We start from the raw sequence: 21,618 nt of genomic DNA, 5'->3' as shown, positions 1-21,618 counted from the left end.
GTTTACTATTAAGTTAGTCTCCGCTAGATAAAACTACTTTTTCAGCAGCCTCACATTTGAGGTATGTCTTTTTCATGGGCTTTCTATAGCCCTATTTAATTTATCAATAAGAAGTTTTTGTTTTTCCAGTCCAATCACGGTAGCCGCCTTTAAGATGGTGGATATCGGTGTGGCCTTGTTTGCGTAAACGAAGAGCTGCTCGTAAACTTAAAGCCTTATTATGATCGTAAAGATAAACAGGTTGATCTGTTCTTATCTCAACGCTGCGTGTTTTAAACGTCGAATAAGGAACGTTTCTAGCTCCTAATATATGTCCTGCATCAAAATCTTTCTTTTCGCGGACATCAATTAATTGAACTTTTCGCATATCCTTTTTAAATTCTTCTTCTGTTAATTCAATAGACGCATTTTTGCGTTTGAAATAACTGTAACCTTCATAACCAGCCCATACTATGATGATGAGCCATAAAACAATATTAATAATTTGACCTGTATCCAATTCTTGTGTACCCCTTTCAACTCGTTCTACAGGGATAATTGTACACAAGAATCGGCTATTTTACTAGCTTTTTTTATTACAATTGTTTTTGTGAAATTTTAGCTGTATCTAATTCGGCATATCGATAAATGAATAAATTGTTTTTTCTTCAATATCTATAATACTTTCGTATCGCCAGCCATACAAACTGTATTTGCCATTTTCTGCCATCGAAATAGGAGCATTGTCCGGCAGATCCAAAATAGGCTCAATGGTCTTTTTGTCAAAATCCAACTGCCCAAATTCAAAATCACCCGTTTCAAGTTCCAACTCCACTGCTTCTTTTGCAAAAACACCATAAACGGGGGTATTTCTTGCGGCTTGACTTAAATAAGGAAAAACTAGGCGCTCGTTCATCGTTACTTTAGGAATAGCCATAAATGACTGATCAACCATAAAAGGGTATTGGTAATTTAATAATAATTCATCATCTGCAAAATCGGAAGGTGTATAGGTTATAAATGTATCTTCATGTACAAAAAAATCGGACACCTGACTTTTCAATCTCAGCATATCATTTGTACGAATATCTCCCATATAAAGATCACCCGTTTCAAGCGAAAAATCATCTTTATTATCTACATATAAATACAGATTAGCAGAATACCATACCGGAACCATTGAAGCTGAAGGTACCGATACGACCTCATTGGTTTCGATGTTCCAATTGTCTACGGCTATTTCTGTGTCTGATTGGTAGTAAGAAATAAAAATATAATTTTGATTTGCAGGGTTCCAATTCACATTAACAAAACCACTTGTTTCCAGAGGCAAAGTTTGGATAACGGACCCTTCTCTATCGATCACTCTTAATTCTCCACCATCTTCACTGACAACTTGAATCAATAATTTTTGTTTATCCTCCGAAATAATAGCTGTTAAAATAATCGAACTCGCTTCATAGATAGGCACAATTTCTCCAGTAAAAATATTGAATAGGGACAACGTGTCATTATTCATTTCACCAGTATGGACTAAAACTTCTTCGTCAGACATCCAACCGATCACTTTTCTAAAACTTTCATAGTCAATTGGGATTTCTTTGTACGCTAATGCTATTTTTTCTGGATCAGGGACTTTGGTTGCTTGTTTTTTAGTGCAACTTATTAAAAATAAGGTCACGGAAAAAAGTAAAATAACTAAGTAGAAAATCATATATTCTTTCTTTTTCCTTCTCATTTTAATCACCTTATTTTTTTATTTATTTACATAATTTTATTGTATCCTTTTTCCCAAAAACTTTCTCATTGAATTATAACATACGCTATCATCTTTAACACTTTATTAGGTTAGATCATAAATCGTAGATAGACAAGACCCTGCTAATTATGGTGCAAGAAAAACTTAAGAAGATGGCTTCGGCAGTTCACCGAACTCATCTTCTTAAGACAACGCTTGATTTTTTATTTTTCAATACCTAAAATAAAAAATTTACAAAGTACCATTTTTTTGTTTTTTAACCAATGAACTTGCTCCGATAACGCCAGCATCATTTCCTAATTGGGCCAATCGGATTCTTGTTGTTCTACGAATCGTTGGGTAAGTGAACAAATCAAAATACGTTTGGATTTGATCTATTAAAAATACTCCTGCTTGAGAAACTCCCCCACCGACTACAATTGCAGATGGATTCAAAATATTCGCAACACTTCCACAAGCTAAGCCTAAGTAGTAAGCAACTTTATCTATCACCCGAATCGCTAATTCATCTTCTTCTTTTGCAAGATCAAAAACATCTTTAGCGGTTATCAATTGACCATCATCAATGATCGTTTTCAATTTTGAGTCGCCAGCGTACTCTTCTGAAAAATCTCTAGCTAGACGAACAACTCCTGTGGCACTCGAAACTGTCTCAAGACAGCCTTTATTACCACATGTACATTCGTAACCACCTGGCTCTACTGTGATATGGCCTATTTCTCCTGCCGCACCAGCAACACCGTGGATCAAACGTCCCCCAGCAATGATTCCACCGCCAACACCTGTTCCTAGCGTTACAAATACTATATCTTCTTCATTTTTCCCAGCACCCTTCCAACGTTCACCAAGAGCCGCCACGTTCGCATCATTGTCGATAGCAAAAGAGATGCCTGTTCCTTCTTCAATCAATTGTTTGACCGGTTGGCTTGTAGCCCAATTTAAATTGTAAGCGCCAATAACAGTTCCTTCCTCACGATCGACCGTACCAGGAGACCCCATTCCAATGCCAATAAAGTCGCTAGGCGATAATTGATATCTTTCAAGCTGTTCATTGATCGACTCAACAATAGCTGGCACAATATGTGAACCATCATCTGTGATATCCGTTATAATGCTCCATTTTTGTTGGATCTCTCCTTCGCTTGTTAAGATAGCAAATTTTACAGTTGTTCCACCTAAGTCGATCCCAATAATTTTGTTATTCATAAAAATTCCTCCAATTTTAACTTTTTTGCTCTTTTTCTTCTTCTTTGCGATGTTCTTGTTTTAAAATAAGTATAGCTGGCAGGTACTCATCATCTAATATCAATCCATTATCATGTAATTTTTTCAACTCAACCATCATTATTTCAATGTCCCATAAGCGTTTCCCGATATATACGTAAATGCCAAACCGTTTCAACAACTGTTGGACGTCATACAAATTTACCATTGCTTCACTTCCTAAGGTTCAAAAAATGTAATAGGTGTATTCAGGTAACCAATGTAGGCTAAGGCGATAACCAGGATGACAAAAAAACTGCCATAGATCAGACGCTTATTCAACAACTGGCCTACTGGATTAGGTACGCTAATAGCCGTTGCTAGCAGAAATCCTCCTAATAAGCCTCCCAGATGTCCCGCTAGATCGATCGAGGAACTAAATATACCAAAAACTACATTAATAATAATCAATATACCAAAACTTTTAGCCATCTGTTGGATTGCTGGGTTGTATTTAAAAGTTTGTCCAAGCATAATAGTTGATCCAAATAATCCGAACAAAGCCGTACTAGCACCTGCAGAGAGAGCATCACTAAAAGCAAAGCTTGCAAGATTTCCAGCTATGCCGCTTAGTAAGTAAATACCAGCAAAACGTACATGTCCAAAAATCCCTTCTAATTGTTCACCTAAATAATAGAGGATCACTGAATTCATTAATAAATGAATGAATCCAATGTGTAGGAACATTGGCGTGATCAATCTCCACCATTCTCCAAGAACGATATAAGGATTAAATTTCGCTCCATACTTTAATAAAGTAGCAATGTTCGTACTCCCACCATCAAAAGTCATGAAAACGAATGCTATAATTTGAATAGCCAACAGTGCATATGTCACAACTGGTTTTTTAAAAAAACGTTTTATTTTCATTTGAGTTCTATACTCCAAACTGTCAACTCCATTCAACTGATTTTACCCATTAAGTAATCTTTACTAGTTATTATAGCATAAAGACACATGTTCTTGACAAAAATACTCAAGTTACTAATTTTAAATTATACATAAAAAAATAGGCTCACTATGATTTGAAATCGGCAGATCGGTTAAATCGATTTTGCTGGATTTCTAAAGGAATAGAAGCCGCTTTTTACCATATAAAGAATTCAGACAGTCTCATAACTTTTAAAAAACAAATTTTAGGTCGTTGAACTAATAGTACTTATTATGCAGCCAAAAAAGCTGTAGAGATCCAGCTCATGCACCTAAATTTACATAGTAATTTTTTATTTTAATAAACTTATAACGAAGAGCTCTATTCCATATTTTCAATGTCTTCACTCAAAGTCTTTATAGCAGCCAAATTTTCTTTTGAACGCTCTTCCTCATGACTGATCTTAGTTTCATCTACACCCTTATTTACATTAAGTCCAGAAAATGAAACGGTTACAACTTGAACTGGATTTAAGTAACAAGAAGTTCCTGTTTCATCTTCTAATAAAACAAAACTTTCTAGCGGCTCTCCGTCTTCATCTGTTATTTTATTTAGTAACTGTTCAGTAGAACTACTTACTACCAACGATTTCCCATTACTTAAAAAAACTTCACATTTATCCATCCTAAAAACCACCTTCTCTTTTAGTATGATCAGTATAACAAATGCCAATCATTGGACCTAATCCTTTGCTTTTCAAATTGATTTTTTGAACATAAAAAAAGGCTGAAAGAAATTCTCTCAACCTTTTCTATGTGTATCTCATTTTTTGCAAATTAAAATAACAAAAATGTTATTTTGTTTCACGATGTAATGTTACGACACGTTCGCGCGGGCAGTATTTTTTGAATTCAACACGGTCCGGACTGTTACGTTTATTTTTCTTTGAGATGTAATTACGTTCTTTACATTCTGTACATTCCAATGTGATGTTTACACGCATGATTTTCCCTCCAAGCATTAAACAGTATTTATTTGAAGACATATTTCTTTATCTTCTGACTTAAATATCATATCACTTTTTGCATAAACATGCTAGTATTTTTTTAGAGGTTGTAAAGTTTTTTTACTTTACGCTCTTGTTTCGTTTCTTATTCAGCTTAATTATTATCCATCAATACCTTAGCCAATTGATTGTAATCCATATCACTGGATACTTCATAAGAACCTGGACGAATAAGCGCAGCATAATTATTATCTTCTAAAAATCCATCAAAATCTAAGGCATCTTCAATCAGCCCCTGCCCTTTTAGCTGTTGACTGGCAACACTGCTTGGATCACCATCATTGATAATGACCGTGATTTTTTTCACACTAGGTTCCGAAGCCTTTGATTCAGTATTTTCTGCTGCTTCACTTGTTTCAGTCTCTTCAACAATTTCAGGTTCACTTGTCACTGCTTCTTTTTCTAAATCAGCGATCTCAGTTTCAGCTAGCAAGGCTTCATATTTTTCCTTGTAGGACGATTCTTCTTTAGTTACTGCAGTTTCTTCAGTTGATTTATCTTCAGAAGCTACAGTTGCTGGATCGTAAAGGAAAATTCGATAGCCTACAAGAACAATAGCGGAGATTAGAAATCCTAATGCTAAGTAACGTAATGCGGGTTTACTCATTCTATTATTCTCCTTCATCAGTCATTAATTATTTTTTTACATACTCATCGATAACAACTTTTATTGTTGCTTCAGATAAACGTGTCTGCATAACAATATCTTCCATTGTTACACCTTGGGTATACAAACTAACCACATGTTTCTTCAAAACATCATGGATCTTAGCTGAAGTGGGTATTTCCTTTGTCTCAATATTCAGTTTTTCTTCTAAAGTTGAAACACGTTTTTTCAAGCTATAAATATCTTGCATTAGCTGTAAAGATAATTCTTCGAATTCTTCTTTAATTTTCTCGCCATTATCTTTCTTGTAAAATGACCAGCCTATCAATGCAATTGCAATGACTAACAAGATAATCACTATTATCCATAAGTCCATTAAATTCACCTCTTCTTTCTATTCTCAAAATCTATTTTAACATACCTCCGTTTAAAAAAGTACTTTGTAAAATAAACTTAATAATGTAATGTTTCATAAAAGAAAACAGCATAAATAACTCGCAATAAAGGTTCTATAATTTTTAGTGTTGATAGCTTTGATCCAACTACTCACCCAATTTTTTTTGCGGAATAGGGTTGCTTGTAGCCGTGTAAAGAATTCAGGTGTTTCCATGGCTCCACAATAAATACCTGTTTTTTACACAAAAAAAAGATTTTGCCATAAACTTAGACAAAATCTTTTTGGTTGTATTGCTTATTCTTCTGTTGTTGTTTCATTTTCTTCAGCAATGTCATTTGAAAGATCAGCGTAATCTCCTACTTGGAAATAAGCGTCAAGAACCTTACGAGCTACAATGGTATTTTCATGATTACTGTTTGAATTTGGCAGATACGGAATAATCACGAATACCGCAATTTCGGGATCATCATAAGGTGCATACCCAATAAATGTTCGGTTGGTCACACTTTCTCCTTTTCTGCTTTCAATATCCCCGTCATAATAAGCTTCAGCCGTTCCTGTTTTACCCGCAGCTGTATATTCAATACCTCCAAAATAACTGGTAGCCGAACCGTTAGCTCCATTAACCACTTCATACATTCCTTGTTGAACGCGGCTTATCTCTTCTTCTCCAACATCAAGAATATTCAACACATCTGATTCCAGTTGCGTTTGGATAGCCCCTAAGTTTCCTTCAGCATTAGTTTCTCTAATTTCATCAATCAGACGAGGCGCGATCCGTTTCCCGCCATTTGCAACGGTCGACACATATTGCAGCATTTGGATGGGCGTATACGTATCATACTGACCAAATGCAAAGGTTAATGCTAATCCAGGATTTTCAGCTGTGCCTATAAAACCAGAACCTTCACCGGGTAAATCGATTCCTGTCTTTACACCTAAGCCAAATTGGGCATAGTAGTTTCTTAATTTATTGATTACATTTTTGTAATCGATGTTTAGCGCCATATTTTGATAGTAATCGTATTCTCCGCCCATTCGCATGGCCAATTTTGCCATGTAGACATTGGAAGAACGTTCTAGTGCAGTAATATCATTTACCGCAACGCTACCTGAACGGTTGAAAACTGAACTGATCTTTTGACCGGCAAGTGTTAGTGGTTCATCAATCAACGTGTTATCCGCTAGTGTGATAGCCCCATCCATGTACCCTGCTAATACGGTTGCTGGTTTTACTACCGATCCCATTTGATAAGTATTCGTGATGATACCTAGTGTATCATCTTTTATTTCTCCGTTTGTTTCTCTTTTTTGACCGGTCATTGCTAAAATTTCGCCGTTGTTTGGATCAGCAGCGACGACATATATTCGGTCATTTAACCCTTCACTTTCATTAACTAATGATTCCTTTGCAAGATCTTGAACGATCGTTTGAAAATCCATATCGATCGTTAGAACAAGATTATCGCCTTTTTCACCTGTATAACTTTGGATCGTATTGACGACATCGCCATTCTGATTGGTTTCGGTTTCTGATTGTGATTTTGAACCACTCAAAACTTGTTCATACTCCAATTCTAAATAACTTTCTCCCACACGATCATTACGTGCGTAGCCTTGTGCCAAATAAGTAGCTGCTTTGTTCTTCGGCAGTCCTTTAGACTCACTGGTGACGTTACCTAAGATACTTTTCAGCATATCTTTTTCTGGATAGGTTCTGACCCAATCCGTACCTGTATCGATTCCTGGTAAATCCAAAAGATTTTCACTAACTTTTGCGATTTCATCATTGGACACATCTTCACCTTTAATATTGATCGTTGATAAAGCATAAGCCCCGTTCATCCTTTTAAAGATAGCGGCTGCTTCTTGTTCTTCTTCCGAGAACTGAATGTCTTCATCTGTCACTTTGTCTACTTGAAGTTGGTAAAGTTCTGATCCGTTTAATGAATCTTTTTGTTTATCACTTATGCGGTCATTAACTTTATCTTCATTCATAGAGATCCAAAAATCTTTCAAATCTCGTTTAGATAAATCAAAATCACTATCTTGTTCAAATTCAGTAATATTAGGCATCTCGATGTACGTTGCTAGATTCACAGCAATAGTTGCCATATCCTCACTAGAAACACCAGTACCTCTTGTATATGTGATTGCTTGAAGTGCCTCATTGCCAACTAATTTACGTTGCTGGTTATCGTAAATTTCGCCTCGAGGAACCGTTCCAGTTGCTAAAGTGGTTTCAGTTCGCTGAACTTCTGTTTCGAACTCTTCACCTTTTACAATTTGCAAATAGCCTAATCGAAGGATCAACATAGCGAATAATAGAAAGACTGTAAAGAATAAAAAGTTCAACCGAAATGGAATATGTGATTTTTTCTTCTTATTATGATTTTTTTTATTTGTTTTCAAAAAGGGCACCTTCCTGTTCAAATTACTTGTCTCATTGTATCAAATTTGTTTTGAATTAACTACTGATTAAAGAAAACTTTAATTATTTCATTGCGTTCTGTGCTATTCTAATACTTGTAAGAATTACAAGTTCGTTAATGGAGTTGAACCTTATGCAAAAAACAATGCAGACTTTTATACAAAAACAATGGCCCTTATTGCTAGCTTTTTTCGTCCCGTTCCTTACTTTATCGACTATTTATATTTTCCAAGGCGTTTATCCTTTTGGAAATGATTCTCTTCTAACCGTGGACTTGGGACAACAGTATATTGATTTTTTTGCTTATTATAGACAAACTTTTTTTGAAGATCCCAGTACATTCTTTTATTCTTTTTCTAAAGCTATTGGTGGGGATATGTTGGGGTTATGGGCTTATTATCTGACTAGCCCGTTTAACTTGCTGTTTCTGTTATTTCCACATACTCAAATAACTTTAGCCGTAACTTGCTTGACTTTATTAAAAATCAGTTTAAGCGGACTAAGTTTTTGTTACTTATTAAAAAAAGCTTTCAATGGAACAGGCTTTATCTTAGCTGCTTTTTCTATCAGTTATGCGCTAATGGGATACACGATCGTTAATCAGTTAAATATTATGTGGCTGGATGGTCTCATTTTTTTACCACTTATTGTTTTAGGTCTTGAACGATTGATCGATAAAAAAGCCGGATTGCTCTACTCTATTTTTTTGGGCATCATGTTATTCGCAAATTATTACATCGCTTATATGATCTGTTTATTTTTGATTTGCTATTTCATTTTTCGTTTAGTCAGCGTTTCTTATCCAAAGGAGACGCCGTGGAAAATGAAATTTAAAGAGACCCTAGTTTCAATTGGCTTATTTATTTGGCATTCTGTATTAGGAGCTGGTCTAGCAGGTATTTTACTGCTTCCAACTTTTCAAGCTCTTATGGAAAGTAAAGCCAGCTATACAAAATTCGAGTTCGATTGGGAATTAGCCTATCCTTTCTCTGAGATGTTATCAAAACTTTTTATTGGTGCTTTTAATTTTGAACAAATGCCTTCGGGTTACCCTAACTTGTTTATTGGCAGTTTAGCACTTGTTTCATTCTTATGTTATTTCTTTAACCAGTCTTTCTCAAAAAGAGAACGGCTAGCAGCTTTAGCTGTCATGATCCTATTTGTTGTTTCTCTTAACCTAGAAGCATTCAATAAAATTTGGCATGCTATGCAGTACCCTATTTGGTATCCATATCGTTTTTCATTTGTAGTGTGTTTCTTCATGCTAGTGAACGGTTTTCGCAGTTTCATGCATTACGAGGGCATGAGACCCATCAGTACTTTTGTCAGCATGGTCTTGACCGCTTTAGTTAGTTTTTATGTGTACAATGGCGAATTTGATTTTATTTACACCGAACAAATTATTTTGACGATCTTATTTACCTTTATGGTCATCTTTTTACTCATTATCAAACCACAAAAATATACTTGGCTGCCTGTTGTGTTTTTTATTCTGACCACAATAGAAATGGGTTTAAATGCGCAAATTGATTTATCGCGCTTAAGCTATGTCGATCAAGATAATTTCACTGTTTACCAGACAGAACTGGATGCAAATATTGACGCTGTTCAAGATATGGACAGTACCTTCTATCGAATCGAAAAAACCTTTTTACGAACAAAAAATGACAGTTTCCAAGCTAATTACCCTAGTATTACTCATTTCAGTTCAACATTTGAACGTACTATCCCGGCTTTGTTCGGTAGTCTTGGGTTTCCAGTGGGTGATGGTTTTCTAGCCTACTCTAATGGGACGTTGTTAACCGATGCCTTATTCAATATCCAGTACTATATGAGCGAGAAAGATGCGCCTTATCTTGTAGAAAATAATAATTCCTTAGAAACGAAAAATGCAAGATTAAAGAAAACTCTTGCTTATGCTGTAAAACCGTCTTTATTGATCGATTCATTAGTGACTCCCACCGTTTCAGATGAGAAAAAAGCAGCATTTGAATTAAGTATCATGCAGACAAAACCTGATCTGCGTTCTTATAAACAAATCGGCGAAACCGATAGAATATTCATTTATGAAAATCAAAATGCCTTACCTCTTGCTTTTGGTAGTTCGAGTGCTATCTTAGATGTCTCTTTACTGGAAGATCAGCCTATCCAGCTGCAAGAGACTATCTTGCACTCTTTGACCGGGAATCAACTAGCAGCTGACTATTTTGTTCCATCTGAATTTGATAGTACCGTTTATCAAAACGTGACTCTATCTGATGCACTTAATGAGACGACCTATCAGAAACAAGTTTTGAATAATGATGCTTCAGTCAGTTTTCAATTTACACCCGATACCAATGATTCTTTCTATTTGACCCTTAGTCCAAATATCAAAGATGAAGATGTAGAATTATTTTTAAATGGTGAACCTTTTACTCAATATAAAACGTATCGTGATCAACTGATTTTAAATCTTGCTAGTCAAAATAAAGGAGACACGATCACTTTTAAAATCAGCTTAAAAGAATCGACCATCCGTTTAAAAGATTTCCAATTGTATCGTTTAGATTCGATTGGGTTCGACCAAGCCATTCAATCTTTGAAAACTGGCGGTATGACGATTGAAGAATACGGCAACACCTCGTTTAAAGGCACCGTAAATATCCAAAAAGGGCAAGATATCTTAATGACGACTATTCCCTATAGTGAAGGATGGGCTGTTAAGATCGATGGTGTTCCTGTACAAACGAAGCAAGCTTTAGAGAGTCTACTAGTTGTTCCAATCGATGAAGGCAAACATGTTATCGAATTAGACTATACCGCACCTCTATTTTTCGAAGGAACGATTTTAACACTTCTTTCGGCAGCACTGCTTCTCCTGACAGCTCTTTTGTTTGAAAAAACCATTAAAGGTGGACATTTATGAATTCGTTGATAAAAATTGCTCAACCAAGAATACCCATTCAACTAACTACAACTAACTTTGATGAGATCGATCATGAATCTTATTATACAAATTGTCAATTTAAGGACTGTACCCTCTCCAATATGCGACTAGAGAGTGTTTGTTTTCAACACGTTTCTTTTATTAATGTTACTTTTGACAATTGCCAATTTACTCGTTTTGAATGTTTAGATGTTACCTTCGAAGGATGCGATATCAGTAATAATGAGTGGATCGGAGGCACTTTCCACCGCATTGCTTTTAAAGACACAAAATTGCTTGGCACTAATTTTGCTGAATCTTCGATCGTTGATGCTCACTTTGATCATTGCATTGGAAATTACAGCTCTTTTAACTATGCTTCAATGAAGCTAGTCCGATTCCAAGATAGTTCACTTATCGAAAGTGAATTTTTTGAAGTGAAATGGAAAAAATTAGATTTTGTAACGTGTCAATTAAATCGGATGTCTATTATGAGAACGAACCTTAATGGCTTAAATTTAAGTGATTCAGAATTTGAAAGTCTGGCAGTATCGATTGACTTAGTCAAAGGCTGTAAATTAAATGCTGGGCAGGCTTTAATTATTGCGCATAGCCTGGGTATTCTGATTGTATAAAGGCAACTTATTAAGGCATAAACAAGCCTTTCTAGCAAAAAAATTGAAACCGATAATGATTCGATAAATCACAAAAATGACACTATTCTTTTTCAAGGGAATAGTGTCATTTTTATGGCTGTATAATTTTTGGTGTTGATAGACTTAATCTAATTTTTTTTTAAAATTAATTAGTCTGAAAATCTTATTTAACCCAAAAGAATGATCATATCAAAATAAACTCCCACTTATCTGACTAATTAATTTAAATGGGAATCTATTCTTTTTTAACTTTCGCTTCATTATTAACGTCTCGTTGTATCTATATCTGAATCTGGATCTATCCAAGGCTGATTAGTTAAATTACCACTGAATCTTGGGGTGCTGATATTACTATTAGCTGAACCGGAGTCAACAAAATCAGATTGATGATTAAACTCTCTATTTCCTTCAAGATCGGTAACAGGTTGGCCTAATCGTCTTTTTGGGTACCAATAATCAATATCAGTAGCTTCACCTAACAATAATACATAGTTTAGTTCAGCCATTGCTTGATTATACTGATTTCTCTCCTCTGTTTTTGTCAAGCCGTATTTTTCTAGAGAAAAAATATCATCAGATTCTGCATGATGGATCACCCAAGTTATTTTTTCCAAGAGAATAGGATCATTTGCATAAATTGAGGCAATAGTTTCGAATTCGTGCAGCACATCTGCTTTTTCTTTATTTGTAACAATTGTTATTTGGTCGACCATTTGGCTGTTTCTTAACAGTTGAGCTACTTTTTCTACTACTACTTCTATAGACTGATAGACACCTTCAAATCGTTTATCCAATCTCACCACTCCTAACTGATTAATAAGCTTATACTTCTAGTCTACAAATTAATTTTACCATAAAAGAAATCGTTTACATAATATCAAGGTAGCTATTCTTCATCTGATTATTCAAAAAAAGAAAGCAAACCTAAAAATAGGTTTGCTTTCTTTATAGCTAATAAAATTATTTTGCTGATTCGTAACGTTTTGCTACTTCTGCCCAATTAACAATATTCCATACTGCTTTTAAGTAAGCTGGACGTTTATTTTGATATTTCAAGTAGTAAGCATGTTCCCAAACATCTACTCCAAAAATCGGTGTTTTTCCATCTGTTAATGGAGAATCTTGGTTAGCTGTTGAAGTTACTTCTAATTTACCGTTGTTAAGAACTAACCAAGCCCAACCTGAACCAAATTGACCAGCTCCGGCTGTTTCAATTGCTTCTTTTAATTTATCAAAGCTGCCAAAAGTAGCATCGATAGCTTCTTTTAAAGCTCCGGTTGGTTCTCCGCCACCAGTTGGTGAAAGGATCTCCCAGAAGAAGCTGTGGTTAGCATGTCCACCACCGTTATTACGGATAGCCGTACGGATTTCTTCAGGAACTGAATTTAATTCTGTTACCAATTCTTCAATTGATTTTTTTGCTAACTCTGGATATTTCTCAAGAGCAGCGTTTGTTTTTTCGACATATGCTGCATGATGTTTGTCGTGATGGAACTCCATAGTTGCTTGATCAATGTGTGGTTCTAATGCATCATATGCATATGGTAATTTTGGTAATTCGTATGCCATAATTAATTCCTCCATTTAACTTTTTTTAATTTCTAGATAATAAATGTAACACCTTTCAATAAAAAACACAAAGTATTCAACTATCTTTATTTTCAAAAAACAATATATTTATTTTTTTATAGCTAGCTTAACCTATTGAGTTTATTAAACTTAACCGCTACAATTAAATATAATCATTTATACTTATTATCCATTTCAAAAAAAGTTATTTTATCAAGTCAGGAGAGATCATTATCCAATTAATACATTTATTTAAAGACTCATTGCTTCATCCAGAAAAACTTGTTCAAGTGATCACTTTAAAGAAAGGCAAAATATTTCTTTATTTTTTATTTATCGCTTTTATTACTACCATCCCGCTTTGGATCCAAAGCAACCAGACGATAGATGATTTTAGCCGTGATGGGCAAATTATTGCAGAGAGTATCCCATCATTTAAAATAGAAAACAATCAGCTTGTTACAGCCGAGCCCGTAAAGAGTTATATTTATCAAACGGATTCGATTATTTTTACCTTTGATCCAAATGGAGAAAGAACTCTCGATGATGTAGAGCAAGACCTGATCGGAAACTTAATAGGTATTGCTTTTTTAGAAGACGGCCTTTATTTTAGCCTTCCCGACTATCCGATCCATTTCTCTTATACTCAATTAAATGGTTTAACGAGTGCCTCTTTTATCGACCTTATACTTAGTGTTGATTCGTTTGGCGGAATTTTACAAATAATTACCTTTACTATACTATGGTTGGTTTCTCTGCTTCTTACTTTCTTATATACTGTATTGTCTACTTTATTTGCAAACATTCTTTCTATGATTACAGGGAAGCAGTTAAATTTTGGCGAAAGTTTTAAACTTGTTTTATTTGCTTCTACGTTACCGAATTTATTTATTGCCTTTTTGAATAGTTTCGGTCTGATTCCTTCTTTTCAAGTAGAAATCAAAACAATAGTGACGCTGTTCATTTATTATTTAGCCATTCGAACCATTCCTAAGCCTAAAAAACAATCTTAAAAAATAAAATAAAAAAAGAGTTGGGAAATTTCCTAACTCTTTTTTTGGTTCTACGTCAAATGGAGTGGATGCTTCAAAATGAAATTTTTTTAGAATAGATGGGTTTGCTTATAAAGAGCCACGAGACAAACTTAAGGGTAGCTAACTTTCACTCGATTTAAATGATAAAACTCGACCAATCTAAATCAGTTAAAGCGGTCGAAGTAAAAACAAACTTTATTTATTCAGATACAGACACACATGAACCCATCAGTATCCTGCCAAATCACCATTTCCAGAACTTTTGATACTAAATTTTAATTAGTTTTAAAACAAAAAAAGCAGTACGAGAAAGTTCTCTCGTACTACTTAAACTAGACTTTATATTTCACCTAATTTAGCTTAGCCCCACCATTTGGCGTAAAGCTTTTTTTTCATAACCTTTTATTCAGTTATTTTTTCTTATTTGCTTTTTTAATCACATTTGCTTGACTACGACGTTCAACTCGACGTTGTTTCAAACCGCTTTCTTTGATAGCACGTGACATTTTTTTCTTATAGCCTGGTTTAACTTTTTTCTTAGTTTTGTTGATCATACTTTTTAATTTAGGATCAATTTTATCAGTAGCACTATTTTCACGAGTCGTACGGCGCTTACGGTCATACGTATCGACTATTTCACCCTTTTGAATTGATTTCGGTTCAAAAGTAATACCTAATTTTTCGATATCTACGATTAAATTTTCATCACTTGGAGCGTAAAGCGTAATAGCTGTTCCTTTAAGATTGTTTCTTCCTGTTCTACCGACACGGTGAATAAAGAAACTAAGGTCTCTTGGGATTTCAGCGTTGATCACATGTGACACACCTTCAATATCGATACCGCGTGCAGCTAAATCAGTTGCAACAACAAATTGATATTCAAGATTTTGTACTTGTTTCATCACACGTTTTCTTTCACGTGGGGGAATATCGCCATGGATCTTGGCTACTTTTACTCCTCTAGATTTAAGACCATCAGCTAATTCATCAACTTTAGATTTAGTATTTGCAAAAATCATTACTAAATAAGGTTGGCCAATTGTTAATAGCTCATAAATTACATCTATTCTATCTTTCCCTTTTGTAGAAATAAGCCAATTTTCAATTGTTTGGGAAATGATTTCTTTAGGTTGAATATGTTCAAATAATGGATTGGACATATACTTTTTCAAAAATGGTTGTAATTTTATCGGTATAGTAGCTGAAAAAACTAACATTTGTAGTTTTTCTGGTAATTTACTTGCAATCTGATCAACATCCGTTAAAAATCCCATGTCTAAAGTCATATCAGCTTCATCAATAACCAATACTGGAGCTGTATAGATCAATAACGATTTTTCAGTGACCAAATCTAAAATTCTACCTGGCGTTCCAATAACAATATGTGGTTGTGTTCCTACTAGTTTAGCCATTTGTCGTTTTTTGTCTGTTCCACCTACAAAGTTTTGTACAATAATTTTAGTAGGAGCTTTTTCAACTAGTTGAAGTGCTGCTTGATAAATTTGTTCTGCCAATTCTCTACTTGGTGTAGTAATCACCACTTGTACTTCATTACGTGATGGATCAATTTTATTTATTAATGGAAGTAAAAATGTATGAGTTTTTCCCGAACCCGTTTGTGATTGACCAATAACACTTTTCCCGTTTTGAATAGCCGGTATAAGTTTTTGTTGTACTTCAGTTGGTTGTGTAAAACCAATTTCATTTATTGCGTCAATTAAAAAAGGTTGTAACCCAAACTTTTCAAAGGTATGTTCCATTTTATCGCCTCATTTCTCTTGATACTCTTTTGCATCTTATACATTATATCATAAAATAGTGTGATTCGTTACCTAAATATATAACACCTTTAAAACATGATCAATTGAACAACTAATAAGTTGGTCTTACATTTAACTCATTCAAGGCCTTGTAAGAATAAATTAATGATAACTAACTTAATTTTTTAAGGATATTACTTGTAATTATTGCAAAAAAAACCTTTTATTTAAATAACATGAGCTAAATAACGGATATTTTTCAAGTAACGTTGTACACTGTTACTTGAACGAATCAGAAATAAACGCTTAAATCTCTTACTTTTTAAAAGAAAGAATCAACGAATGATTGATTCTAAAAGCAGAAAACAGTACAATAGTTTTAGAAAAGATGAACGTCTTTGTTCTAGAAGAGGGGTATCAAGATAGATGACAACTGAACAGAATGTCTTATTTACAATCTTTGGAGGGACCGGAGATTTAGCAAAAAGAAAATTGTATCCCTCTCTTTATCGCTTATATAAAAAAGGGATCATAAAAGAACAATTTGCTGTAATTGGAACTGCTAGAAGAGAATGGACGGACGATTATTATCGTGAAATAATCATCGAAACAATCAAAGACTTGATTGTTTCAGAAGAAGATGCGACTGAATTTGCTAGCCATTTCTACTATCAATCACACAATGTGAATGATTCAGAACACTATGTCAGTTTAAAAGTTCTGGCCGAAAAATTGGAGGCTCGCTACCATATTAAGGGAAATCGTCTACATTATTTGGCTATGTCCCCTGACTTTTTTGGTACGATCACTCAACAATTGAACGAACAAGGTTTAGTATCAGATACTGGATTTAACCGCCTGATTATTGAGAAGCCTTTTGGTCATGACTATGAGACTGCTAATATATTAAATGAGCAAATCCGAGAAGTCTTTGATGAAAATCAAATTTTCCGTATCGATCATTACCTTGGAAAAGAAATGGTGCAAAATATTTCTACTGTACGTTTTGCCAATAACATGATCGAATCAATGTGGAATAATCGCTACATCGATAACATTCAAATTACATTGAGTGAAGCTCTTGGAGTAGAAGAGCGTGGCGGTTATTATGATAAAAGCGGTGCCTTAAGGGATATGGTACAAAATCATATTTTGCAAGTAGTGTCTCTTTTAGCAATGGAACCTCCTGCAAAACTAACAGATATAGACATTCGCAATGAAAAAATAAAAGCTTTACGAGCTGTTCGAGTTTTCACCCCTGAAGAGGTGGAAGAAAATTTTGTTCGCGCACAATATGATGTAAGCTCTAACGATGATAATTTATTGAATAAGTATCAAAATGAACTGAATGTTGCAGAAGACTCACTAACAGAAACATTTGTTGCAGGAAAAATTTTAATTGACACATTCCGTTGGAAAGGCGTTCCCTTTTATATTCGTACTGGTAAACGTTTGTCCGAGAAAGGCACACAAATCAATATTGTCTTTAAGAATGTTCCATTGAATTTATTCAGTGAAGACGCTGAAGAAAAGCTGCCCTCAAATGTATTGACTATTTTTATTCAGCCGACTGAAGGCATCTCTCTCCAGATCAATACAAAGAAAACCGGGATCGATTTAGAAACAGAAACATTTGATCTTATGCACCAACACTCAGCTGAAACGCTAGCAAATAGTCCAGAAGCCTATGAAAAGCTGATTTTTGACTGTTTGAATGGCGATGCAACGAACTTTACCCATTGGGATGAAGTAGCTTCCTCTTGGAGATTTGTTGATGCTATACGCAAAGTATGGGATCAAGATAAAACGAATCTTCCTAGTTATCCAAGTGGTTCTATGGGACCCGAAGAAAGTGATGCTTTATTGGCTAAAGATGGTTTTTACTGGTATTGGAATCCAGTTTCTCCTGATGAAAAAAAATAAAAATTTAAAAGAGGCTGGGACATAAGTCCCAGCCTCTTTACCTGTCCAACTATTGATTCTAAAAGTACTGCTAAAATTGAGCCTCATCGCTAGAAAAGGAACCAGCAATAACCTTGATGTTCATAGATCAGTGTGATCACTCACCTGGAATTTCTGTCGGAATGGGAGTTGCTTATAGCCTAAAATGAACACTGTGGGCAAATAACACCCAAGTGTATCATGTTTGTAAGCTGCTAAAGCAGCAACAACCAACACACTTTAATGAAGAATCAATACACATAGAAAAAAGGGTCCGTTCATCAGTTTCCTGATAAACAGATCCTTTTGATTATTCTCAGTTGATTATGTCCCAGCCTTTTCTCTATACAGGTCTGATCAACGTTTGTTGGATTTTTTCTTGATTATCAGGATTACTGCCGTATCTCGTTCCTGTTTCCAATGTATCAATTTGTTGGATTTCCTCTTTGGTTAAAGAGAAATCAAAAACATTGCTATTTTCTAATATACGATTTTCGTGGGTCGATTTAGGGATAACGACTTCTCCTCTATCTAAATGCCAACGAATAATTACTTGTGCAGGAGTTTTAAAATATTTTTTCCCAATCTCCGTTAATATCGGATGGTTCAACAGCTCAGATTTTCCTTGCCCCAAAGGACCCCACGCTTCATGAATAATACCATTTTCTTTCATGTATTCGTGCAATTCATTTTGTGGAAGTTCAGGATGTGTTTCGATTTGATTGATCATTGGCTGCACCAATCCTTGATTTTTAAACTCTTCAAGATGATGGATCTGAAAGTTTGAAACACCAATTGCTTTAATTTTTCCTTCTTCATATAATTCTACAATGGCTTTCCATGTTTCAACATATTTTGGAGTAGCCCAGTGAATTAAATATAAATCTAGATAATCAGTTTCTAACAGATTTATACTTTCTTGAAAGGCTGCTTTTGTTGGCTCGTATCCTTCGTCGTAATTCCAAACTTTTGATGTAATAAAGACATCTTCTCTTTTAATTCCTGCTTCTTTTAGACCACGAGCTAAATATGCTTCATTTCCATAAATTTTAGCTGTATCAAAATGACGGTACCCTACTTCAACTGCATATTTAACCGCATTTACTAATTCAGCTTCATCTTTCATCAGAAATAATCCAAGACCTAATTTAGGTATCTTAACTCCATTATACAATTCAATACTTTCGACTAACGGTTCGCCCATTTTGAAACACTTCCTTTAATTCATTTTGACATCTATTAGTCTAAACCATTTGATTAGGTTTCTACAAGCGAGACGAATCTAAATCTGTTTGATCATGAAAAAAAGTTTTGAGTCTTTCTCTTAATATCTTTATTGAACCTTCTTGGTCGCTTTCAAGATTTAAAACAAGTAGGGGCTCATGTAGACTCATTCTTAGCAACATCCAACCTGTACCATACTTTCCAGCAGTATTCACACGGACACCCTCTAAATTAGCTGGCTCAACTGACAAATCAGACTCTTTTTCGATAAATGATTTGAACGATTCCATCACTTTATCACCTGTTGTTCGAATATCCTCAGGTAAGATTTTAAACCGCACTTCATCTGTTTCAACAGGTTGGTTTAAAGAAGTGATCAAATCTGAAAAACTTTTTCCTTCTTTTTGCAAATCAGCATCTGCCATAAGTATTTTTGCTACTAGATACGCTCCATCATCTAAGAAATAATTTTCTTTTAATGCAGCATGACCACTTGTCTCAATCGCTAAACTAGTCGGGATGCCTTTTTTATTCAATTGGATCGCACGGTTGATCACGTTTCGATAACCTGTAATGTAGCGGTCCTGCTTGCCTCCTAGAGATGTGATAAAGGTTTTTAAATGTTCAGAAGTCGCTGAACTCGTAACGATCGTCGTTCCTGGATTTTCTTTGATCAAAATGGCCGAAATAACGCCAATCAGATTGTTTCGATTCAGCGGTTCGCCTTTGCTGTCTACTAGTGCAGAACGATCCACATCAGTATCAAAAATAACACCGATATCTGCTTTGTTTTTCAAAACGGCTTTTTGGATACTTTTCATGGCTTCTTTATTATCAGGATTTGGAATATGGTTAGGAAAATTCCCATCCGGTTCTAAATATTGGCTTCCTTGGATATTGGCACCTAATGGGACCAGTACTTTTTCAGCAAAAAAGCCTCCTGCGCCATTACCTGCATCGACAACAATATGCCTGCCGATCAACGGTTTTTCATAGTGGTCTTTATGATTGATCCCCACACGGATCTTATTGACTAAATCTTTTGCATATTCATTCAATAGTGAACGAGCAGAAACTTTTCCTTGATTATTTTCCCACGTGATATTTTTACGATCTGCGTGCTGTAAAATAAAATCAATATCTTCATGTTCTGCTCCACCATCTTTTGTAAAGAACTTCAATCCATTGTATTCAAATGGCAAATGACTTGCAGTCACCATTACGGCTCCATCACATGCGTAAGAATCATATTTAGTAGACATAAACATAGCTGGAGTAGTAGAAAGTCCCACGTCTATCACATTTATCCCCGCATTAGTCAAGCCTCTTGTAAAGACCGTTTTTATACGCTCAGCTGACAACCGGCTATCATGTCCTACAGAAACTTTCAGCGGTTTATTTTCATCTTCTGTTGCTAGTTTCTTTACTTCTTTCAACCAGACAGCAAAACCATAAGCTATTTTTTCGACTCTTTCATCTGTCAAAGTTATTTCGTGCTCTGGCGTTCTTATTGCTATACCACGGATATCCGATCCATTTTGTAATGAGGTTAAATTAAATTCAGCCATAGCAGATCTATTTCCTCCTTTTGAAACGTCTAATTTTTATAGTTCGATCCATTTTTTTAAGTAATCATACATTTTTTTTGCATCTTCTTCATTTTTCGAAATAATTAAACAAGTATCATTACCGCCTACAGTACCAACCATTTCTGGAAAATCAATGGCATCTAACAATGCCGCTACAACATGAGCATTACCTGGTATAGTCATCAAAACATTTGTAAACTGTACTTGCGTCAGTCTGATCACAACATTCCCTAATGTAGATTGTAACTTTTCTTCATTAGACATTCGATTATTTTGGAATATCGTATACTTGACATTCCCACTAGATGAGGTTGTTTTCACTAAATGCATCTCTTTGATATCTCTAGAAATGGTTGCTTGTGTAGCTTCAACCCCTTCTTGCTTAAGATAATGCAATAACTCTTCTTGTGTAGCAATATCGTGATTCGTAATGATTTGTTTGATTGCTAATTGTCGATTTGATTTTTTCATACTGTAAAGCCTCCTTCTAATTAAACGATTCTTCTTTTTTAGTATACCAAACAAATGATGTATACGCTTATATTTTGCAATATTTTTACAAAA

General features: G+C 34.9%; 20 protein-coding genes. 4 read left to right on the top strand and 16 right to left on the bottom strand.

Going from position 1 to position 21,618, the window contains the following annotated elements:
* Window positions 1–103: 103 nt before the first annotated feature.
* The 10 genes from J7E16_RS09740 to J7E16_RS09695 all read right to left on the bottom strand — a co-directional run bounded on the left by J7E16_RS09740 (window position 104) and on the right by J7E16_RS09695 (window position 8,354).
* On the bottom strand, window positions 104–499 hold the full coding sequence (locus J7E16_RS09740) for a rhodanese-like domain-containing protein (RefSeq protein WP_214891240.1): 396 nt from the start codon (window positions 497–499) through the stop codon (window positions 104–106).
* A gap of 108 nt (window positions 500–607) precedes the next feature.
* Window positions 608–1,717 carry a YqgU-like beta propeller domain-containing protein gene (locus tag J7E16_RS09735; RefSeq protein ID WP_214891238.1) on the bottom strand — a complete coding sequence of 370 codons (1,110 nt, stop codon included), beginning with the start codon at window positions 1,715–1,717 and terminating at the stop codon, window positions 608–610.
* Window positions 1,718–1,969: 252 nt separating this feature from the next.
* Complete coding sequence (locus J7E16_RS09730) at window positions 1,970–2,944, bottom strand: ROK family glucokinase (protein WP_214891236.1); 975 nt, start codon at window positions 2,942–2,944, stop codon at window positions 1,970–1,972.
* 16 nt (window positions 2,945–2,960) lie between these two features.
* On the bottom strand, window positions 2,961–3,170 hold the full coding sequence (locus tag J7E16_RS09725) for a YqgQ family protein (RefSeq protein ID WP_214891234.1): 210 nt from the start codon (window positions 3,168–3,170) through the stop codon (window positions 2,961–2,963).
* A gap of 11 nt (window positions 3,171–3,181) precedes the next feature.
* Entirely contained in the window at window positions 3,182–3,871 is a 690-nt protein-coding gene (locus J7E16_RS09720; RefSeq protein ID WP_214891232.1) for a rhomboid family intramembrane serine protease, read from the bottom strand.
* A 382-nt stretch (window positions 3,872–4,253) separates the two neighbouring features.
* On the bottom strand, window positions 4,254–4,556 hold the full coding sequence (locus J7E16_RS09715; protein WP_214891230.1) for a hypothetical protein: 303 nt from the start codon (window positions 4,554–4,556) through the stop codon (window positions 4,254–4,256).
* Window positions 4,557–4,725: 169 nt separating this feature from the next.
* The gene (gene rpmG / locus J7E16_RS09710; RefSeq protein WP_007724164.1) at window positions 4,726–4,875 is read right to left on the bottom strand and encodes a 50S ribosomal protein L33; all 150 of its coding nucleotides are present in this window, start codon (window positions 4,873–4,875) and stop codon (window positions 4,726–4,728) included.
* Window positions 4,876–5,032: 157 nt separating this feature from the next.
* Window positions 5,033–5,545 (bottom strand): hypothetical protein, encoded by a 513-nt coding sequence (locus J7E16_RS09705; protein ID WP_214891228.1) that lies wholly within the window; start codon window positions 5,543–5,545, stop codon window positions 5,033–5,035.
* A gap of 28 nt (window positions 5,546–5,573) precedes the next feature.
* Window positions 5,574–5,921, bottom strand: a complete 348-nt coding sequence (locus tag J7E16_RS09700; RefSeq protein WP_214891226.1) for a hypothetical protein — start codon at window positions 5,919–5,921, stop codon at window positions 5,574–5,576.
* Between the two features lie 315 nt (window positions 5,922–6,236).
* Complete coding sequence (locus tag J7E16_RS09695) at window positions 6,237–8,354, bottom strand: peptidoglycan D,D-transpeptidase FtsI family protein (protein ID WP_214891224.1); 2,118 nt, start codon at window positions 8,352–8,354, stop codon at window positions 6,237–6,239.
* Between the two features lie 152 nt (window positions 8,355–8,506).
* On the opposite strand from J7E16_RS09695, the gene J7E16_RS09690 reads away from it, so the two are divergent.
* On the top strand, window positions 8,507–11,281 hold the full coding sequence (locus J7E16_RS09690; RefSeq protein ID WP_251006155.1) for a YfhO family protein: 2,775 nt from the start codon (window positions 8,507–8,509) through the stop codon (window positions 11,279–11,281).
* A complete protein-coding gene (locus J7E16_RS09685) occupies window positions 11,278–11,916 on the top strand; it encodes a pentapeptide repeat-containing protein (protein ID WP_214891221.1) in 639 nt (212 codons plus the stop codon). The genes J7E16_RS09690 and J7E16_RS09685 overlap by 4 nt, the downstream gene beginning before the upstream one ends.
* A gap of 284 nt (window positions 11,917–12,200) precedes the next feature.
* Here the strand turns inward: J7E16_RS09685 and J7E16_RS09680 are convergent, their stop codons facing one another.
* Together J7E16_RS09680 and J7E16_RS09675 are read right to left on the bottom strand one after the other, a co-directional pair.
* Entirely contained in the window at window positions 12,201–12,737 is a 537-nt protein-coding gene (locus J7E16_RS09680) for a hypothetical protein (RefSeq protein ID WP_353049885.1), read from the bottom strand.
* Between the two features lie 160 nt (window positions 12,738–12,897).
* Complete coding sequence (locus J7E16_RS09675; RefSeq protein WP_214891217.1) at window positions 12,898–13,506, bottom strand: superoxide dismutase; 609 nt, start codon at window positions 13,504–13,506, stop codon at window positions 12,898–12,900.
* 179 nt (window positions 13,507–13,685) lie between these two features.
* Between J7E16_RS09675 and J7E16_RS09670 the strand changes: the two genes are divergently transcribed.
* On the top strand, window positions 13,686–14,519 hold the full coding sequence (locus J7E16_RS09670; RefSeq protein WP_353049886.1) for a DUF1189 domain-containing protein: 834 nt from the start codon (window positions 13,686–13,688) through the stop codon (window positions 14,517–14,519).
* Between the two features lie 431 nt (window positions 14,520–14,950).
* Here the strand turns inward: J7E16_RS09670 and J7E16_RS09665 are convergent, their stop codons facing one another.
* On the bottom strand, window positions 14,951–16,300 hold the full coding sequence (locus J7E16_RS09665) for a DEAD/DEAH box helicase (protein ID WP_214891213.1): 1,350 nt from the start codon (window positions 16,298–16,300) through the stop codon (window positions 14,951–14,953).
* Between the two features lie 426 nt (window positions 16,301–16,726).
* Between J7E16_RS09665 and zwf the strand changes: the two genes are divergently transcribed.
* Window positions 16,727–18,223 carry a glucose-6-phosphate dehydrogenase gene (zwf, locus tag J7E16_RS09660; RefSeq protein ID WP_214891211.1) on the top strand — a complete coding sequence of 499 codons (1,497 nt, stop codon included), beginning with the start codon at window positions 16,727–16,729 and terminating at the stop codon, window positions 18,221–18,223.
* 361 nt (window positions 18,224–18,584) lie between these two features.
* Here the strand turns inward: zwf and J7E16_RS09655 are convergent, their stop codons facing one another.
* The 3 genes from J7E16_RS09655 to argR all read right to left on the bottom strand — a co-directional run bounded on the left by J7E16_RS09655 (window position 18,585) and on the right by argR (window position 21,525).
* Window positions 18,585–19,445, bottom strand: a complete 861-nt coding sequence (locus J7E16_RS09655; RefSeq protein ID WP_214891209.1) for an aldo/keto reductase — start codon at window positions 19,443–19,445, stop codon at window positions 18,585–18,587.
* A 61-nt stretch (window positions 19,446–19,506) separates the two neighbouring features.
* A complete protein-coding gene (locus tag J7E16_RS09650; RefSeq protein ID WP_214891207.1) occupies window positions 19,507–21,033 on the bottom strand; it encodes a phosphohexomutase domain-containing protein in 1,527 nt (508 codons plus the stop codon).
* Window positions 21,034–21,069: 36 nt separating this feature from the next.
* Window positions 21,070–21,525 carry an arginine repressor gene (gene argR, locus J7E16_RS09645; protein WP_034548817.1) on the bottom strand — a complete coding sequence of 152 codons (456 nt, stop codon included), beginning with the start codon at window positions 21,523–21,525 and terminating at the stop codon, window positions 21,070–21,072.
* Between the last annotated feature and the right edge of the window lie 93 nt (window positions 21,526–21,618).

It is taken from the genome of Carnobacterium sp. ISL-102 (genome assembly GCF_018612935.1).
Classification (GTDB): domain Bacteria; phylum Bacillota; class Bacilli; order Lactobacillales; family Carnobacteriaceae; genus Carnobacterium_B; species Carnobacterium_B alterfunditum.
This window is presented reverse-complemented; position numbering and strand designations above follow the sequence as displayed.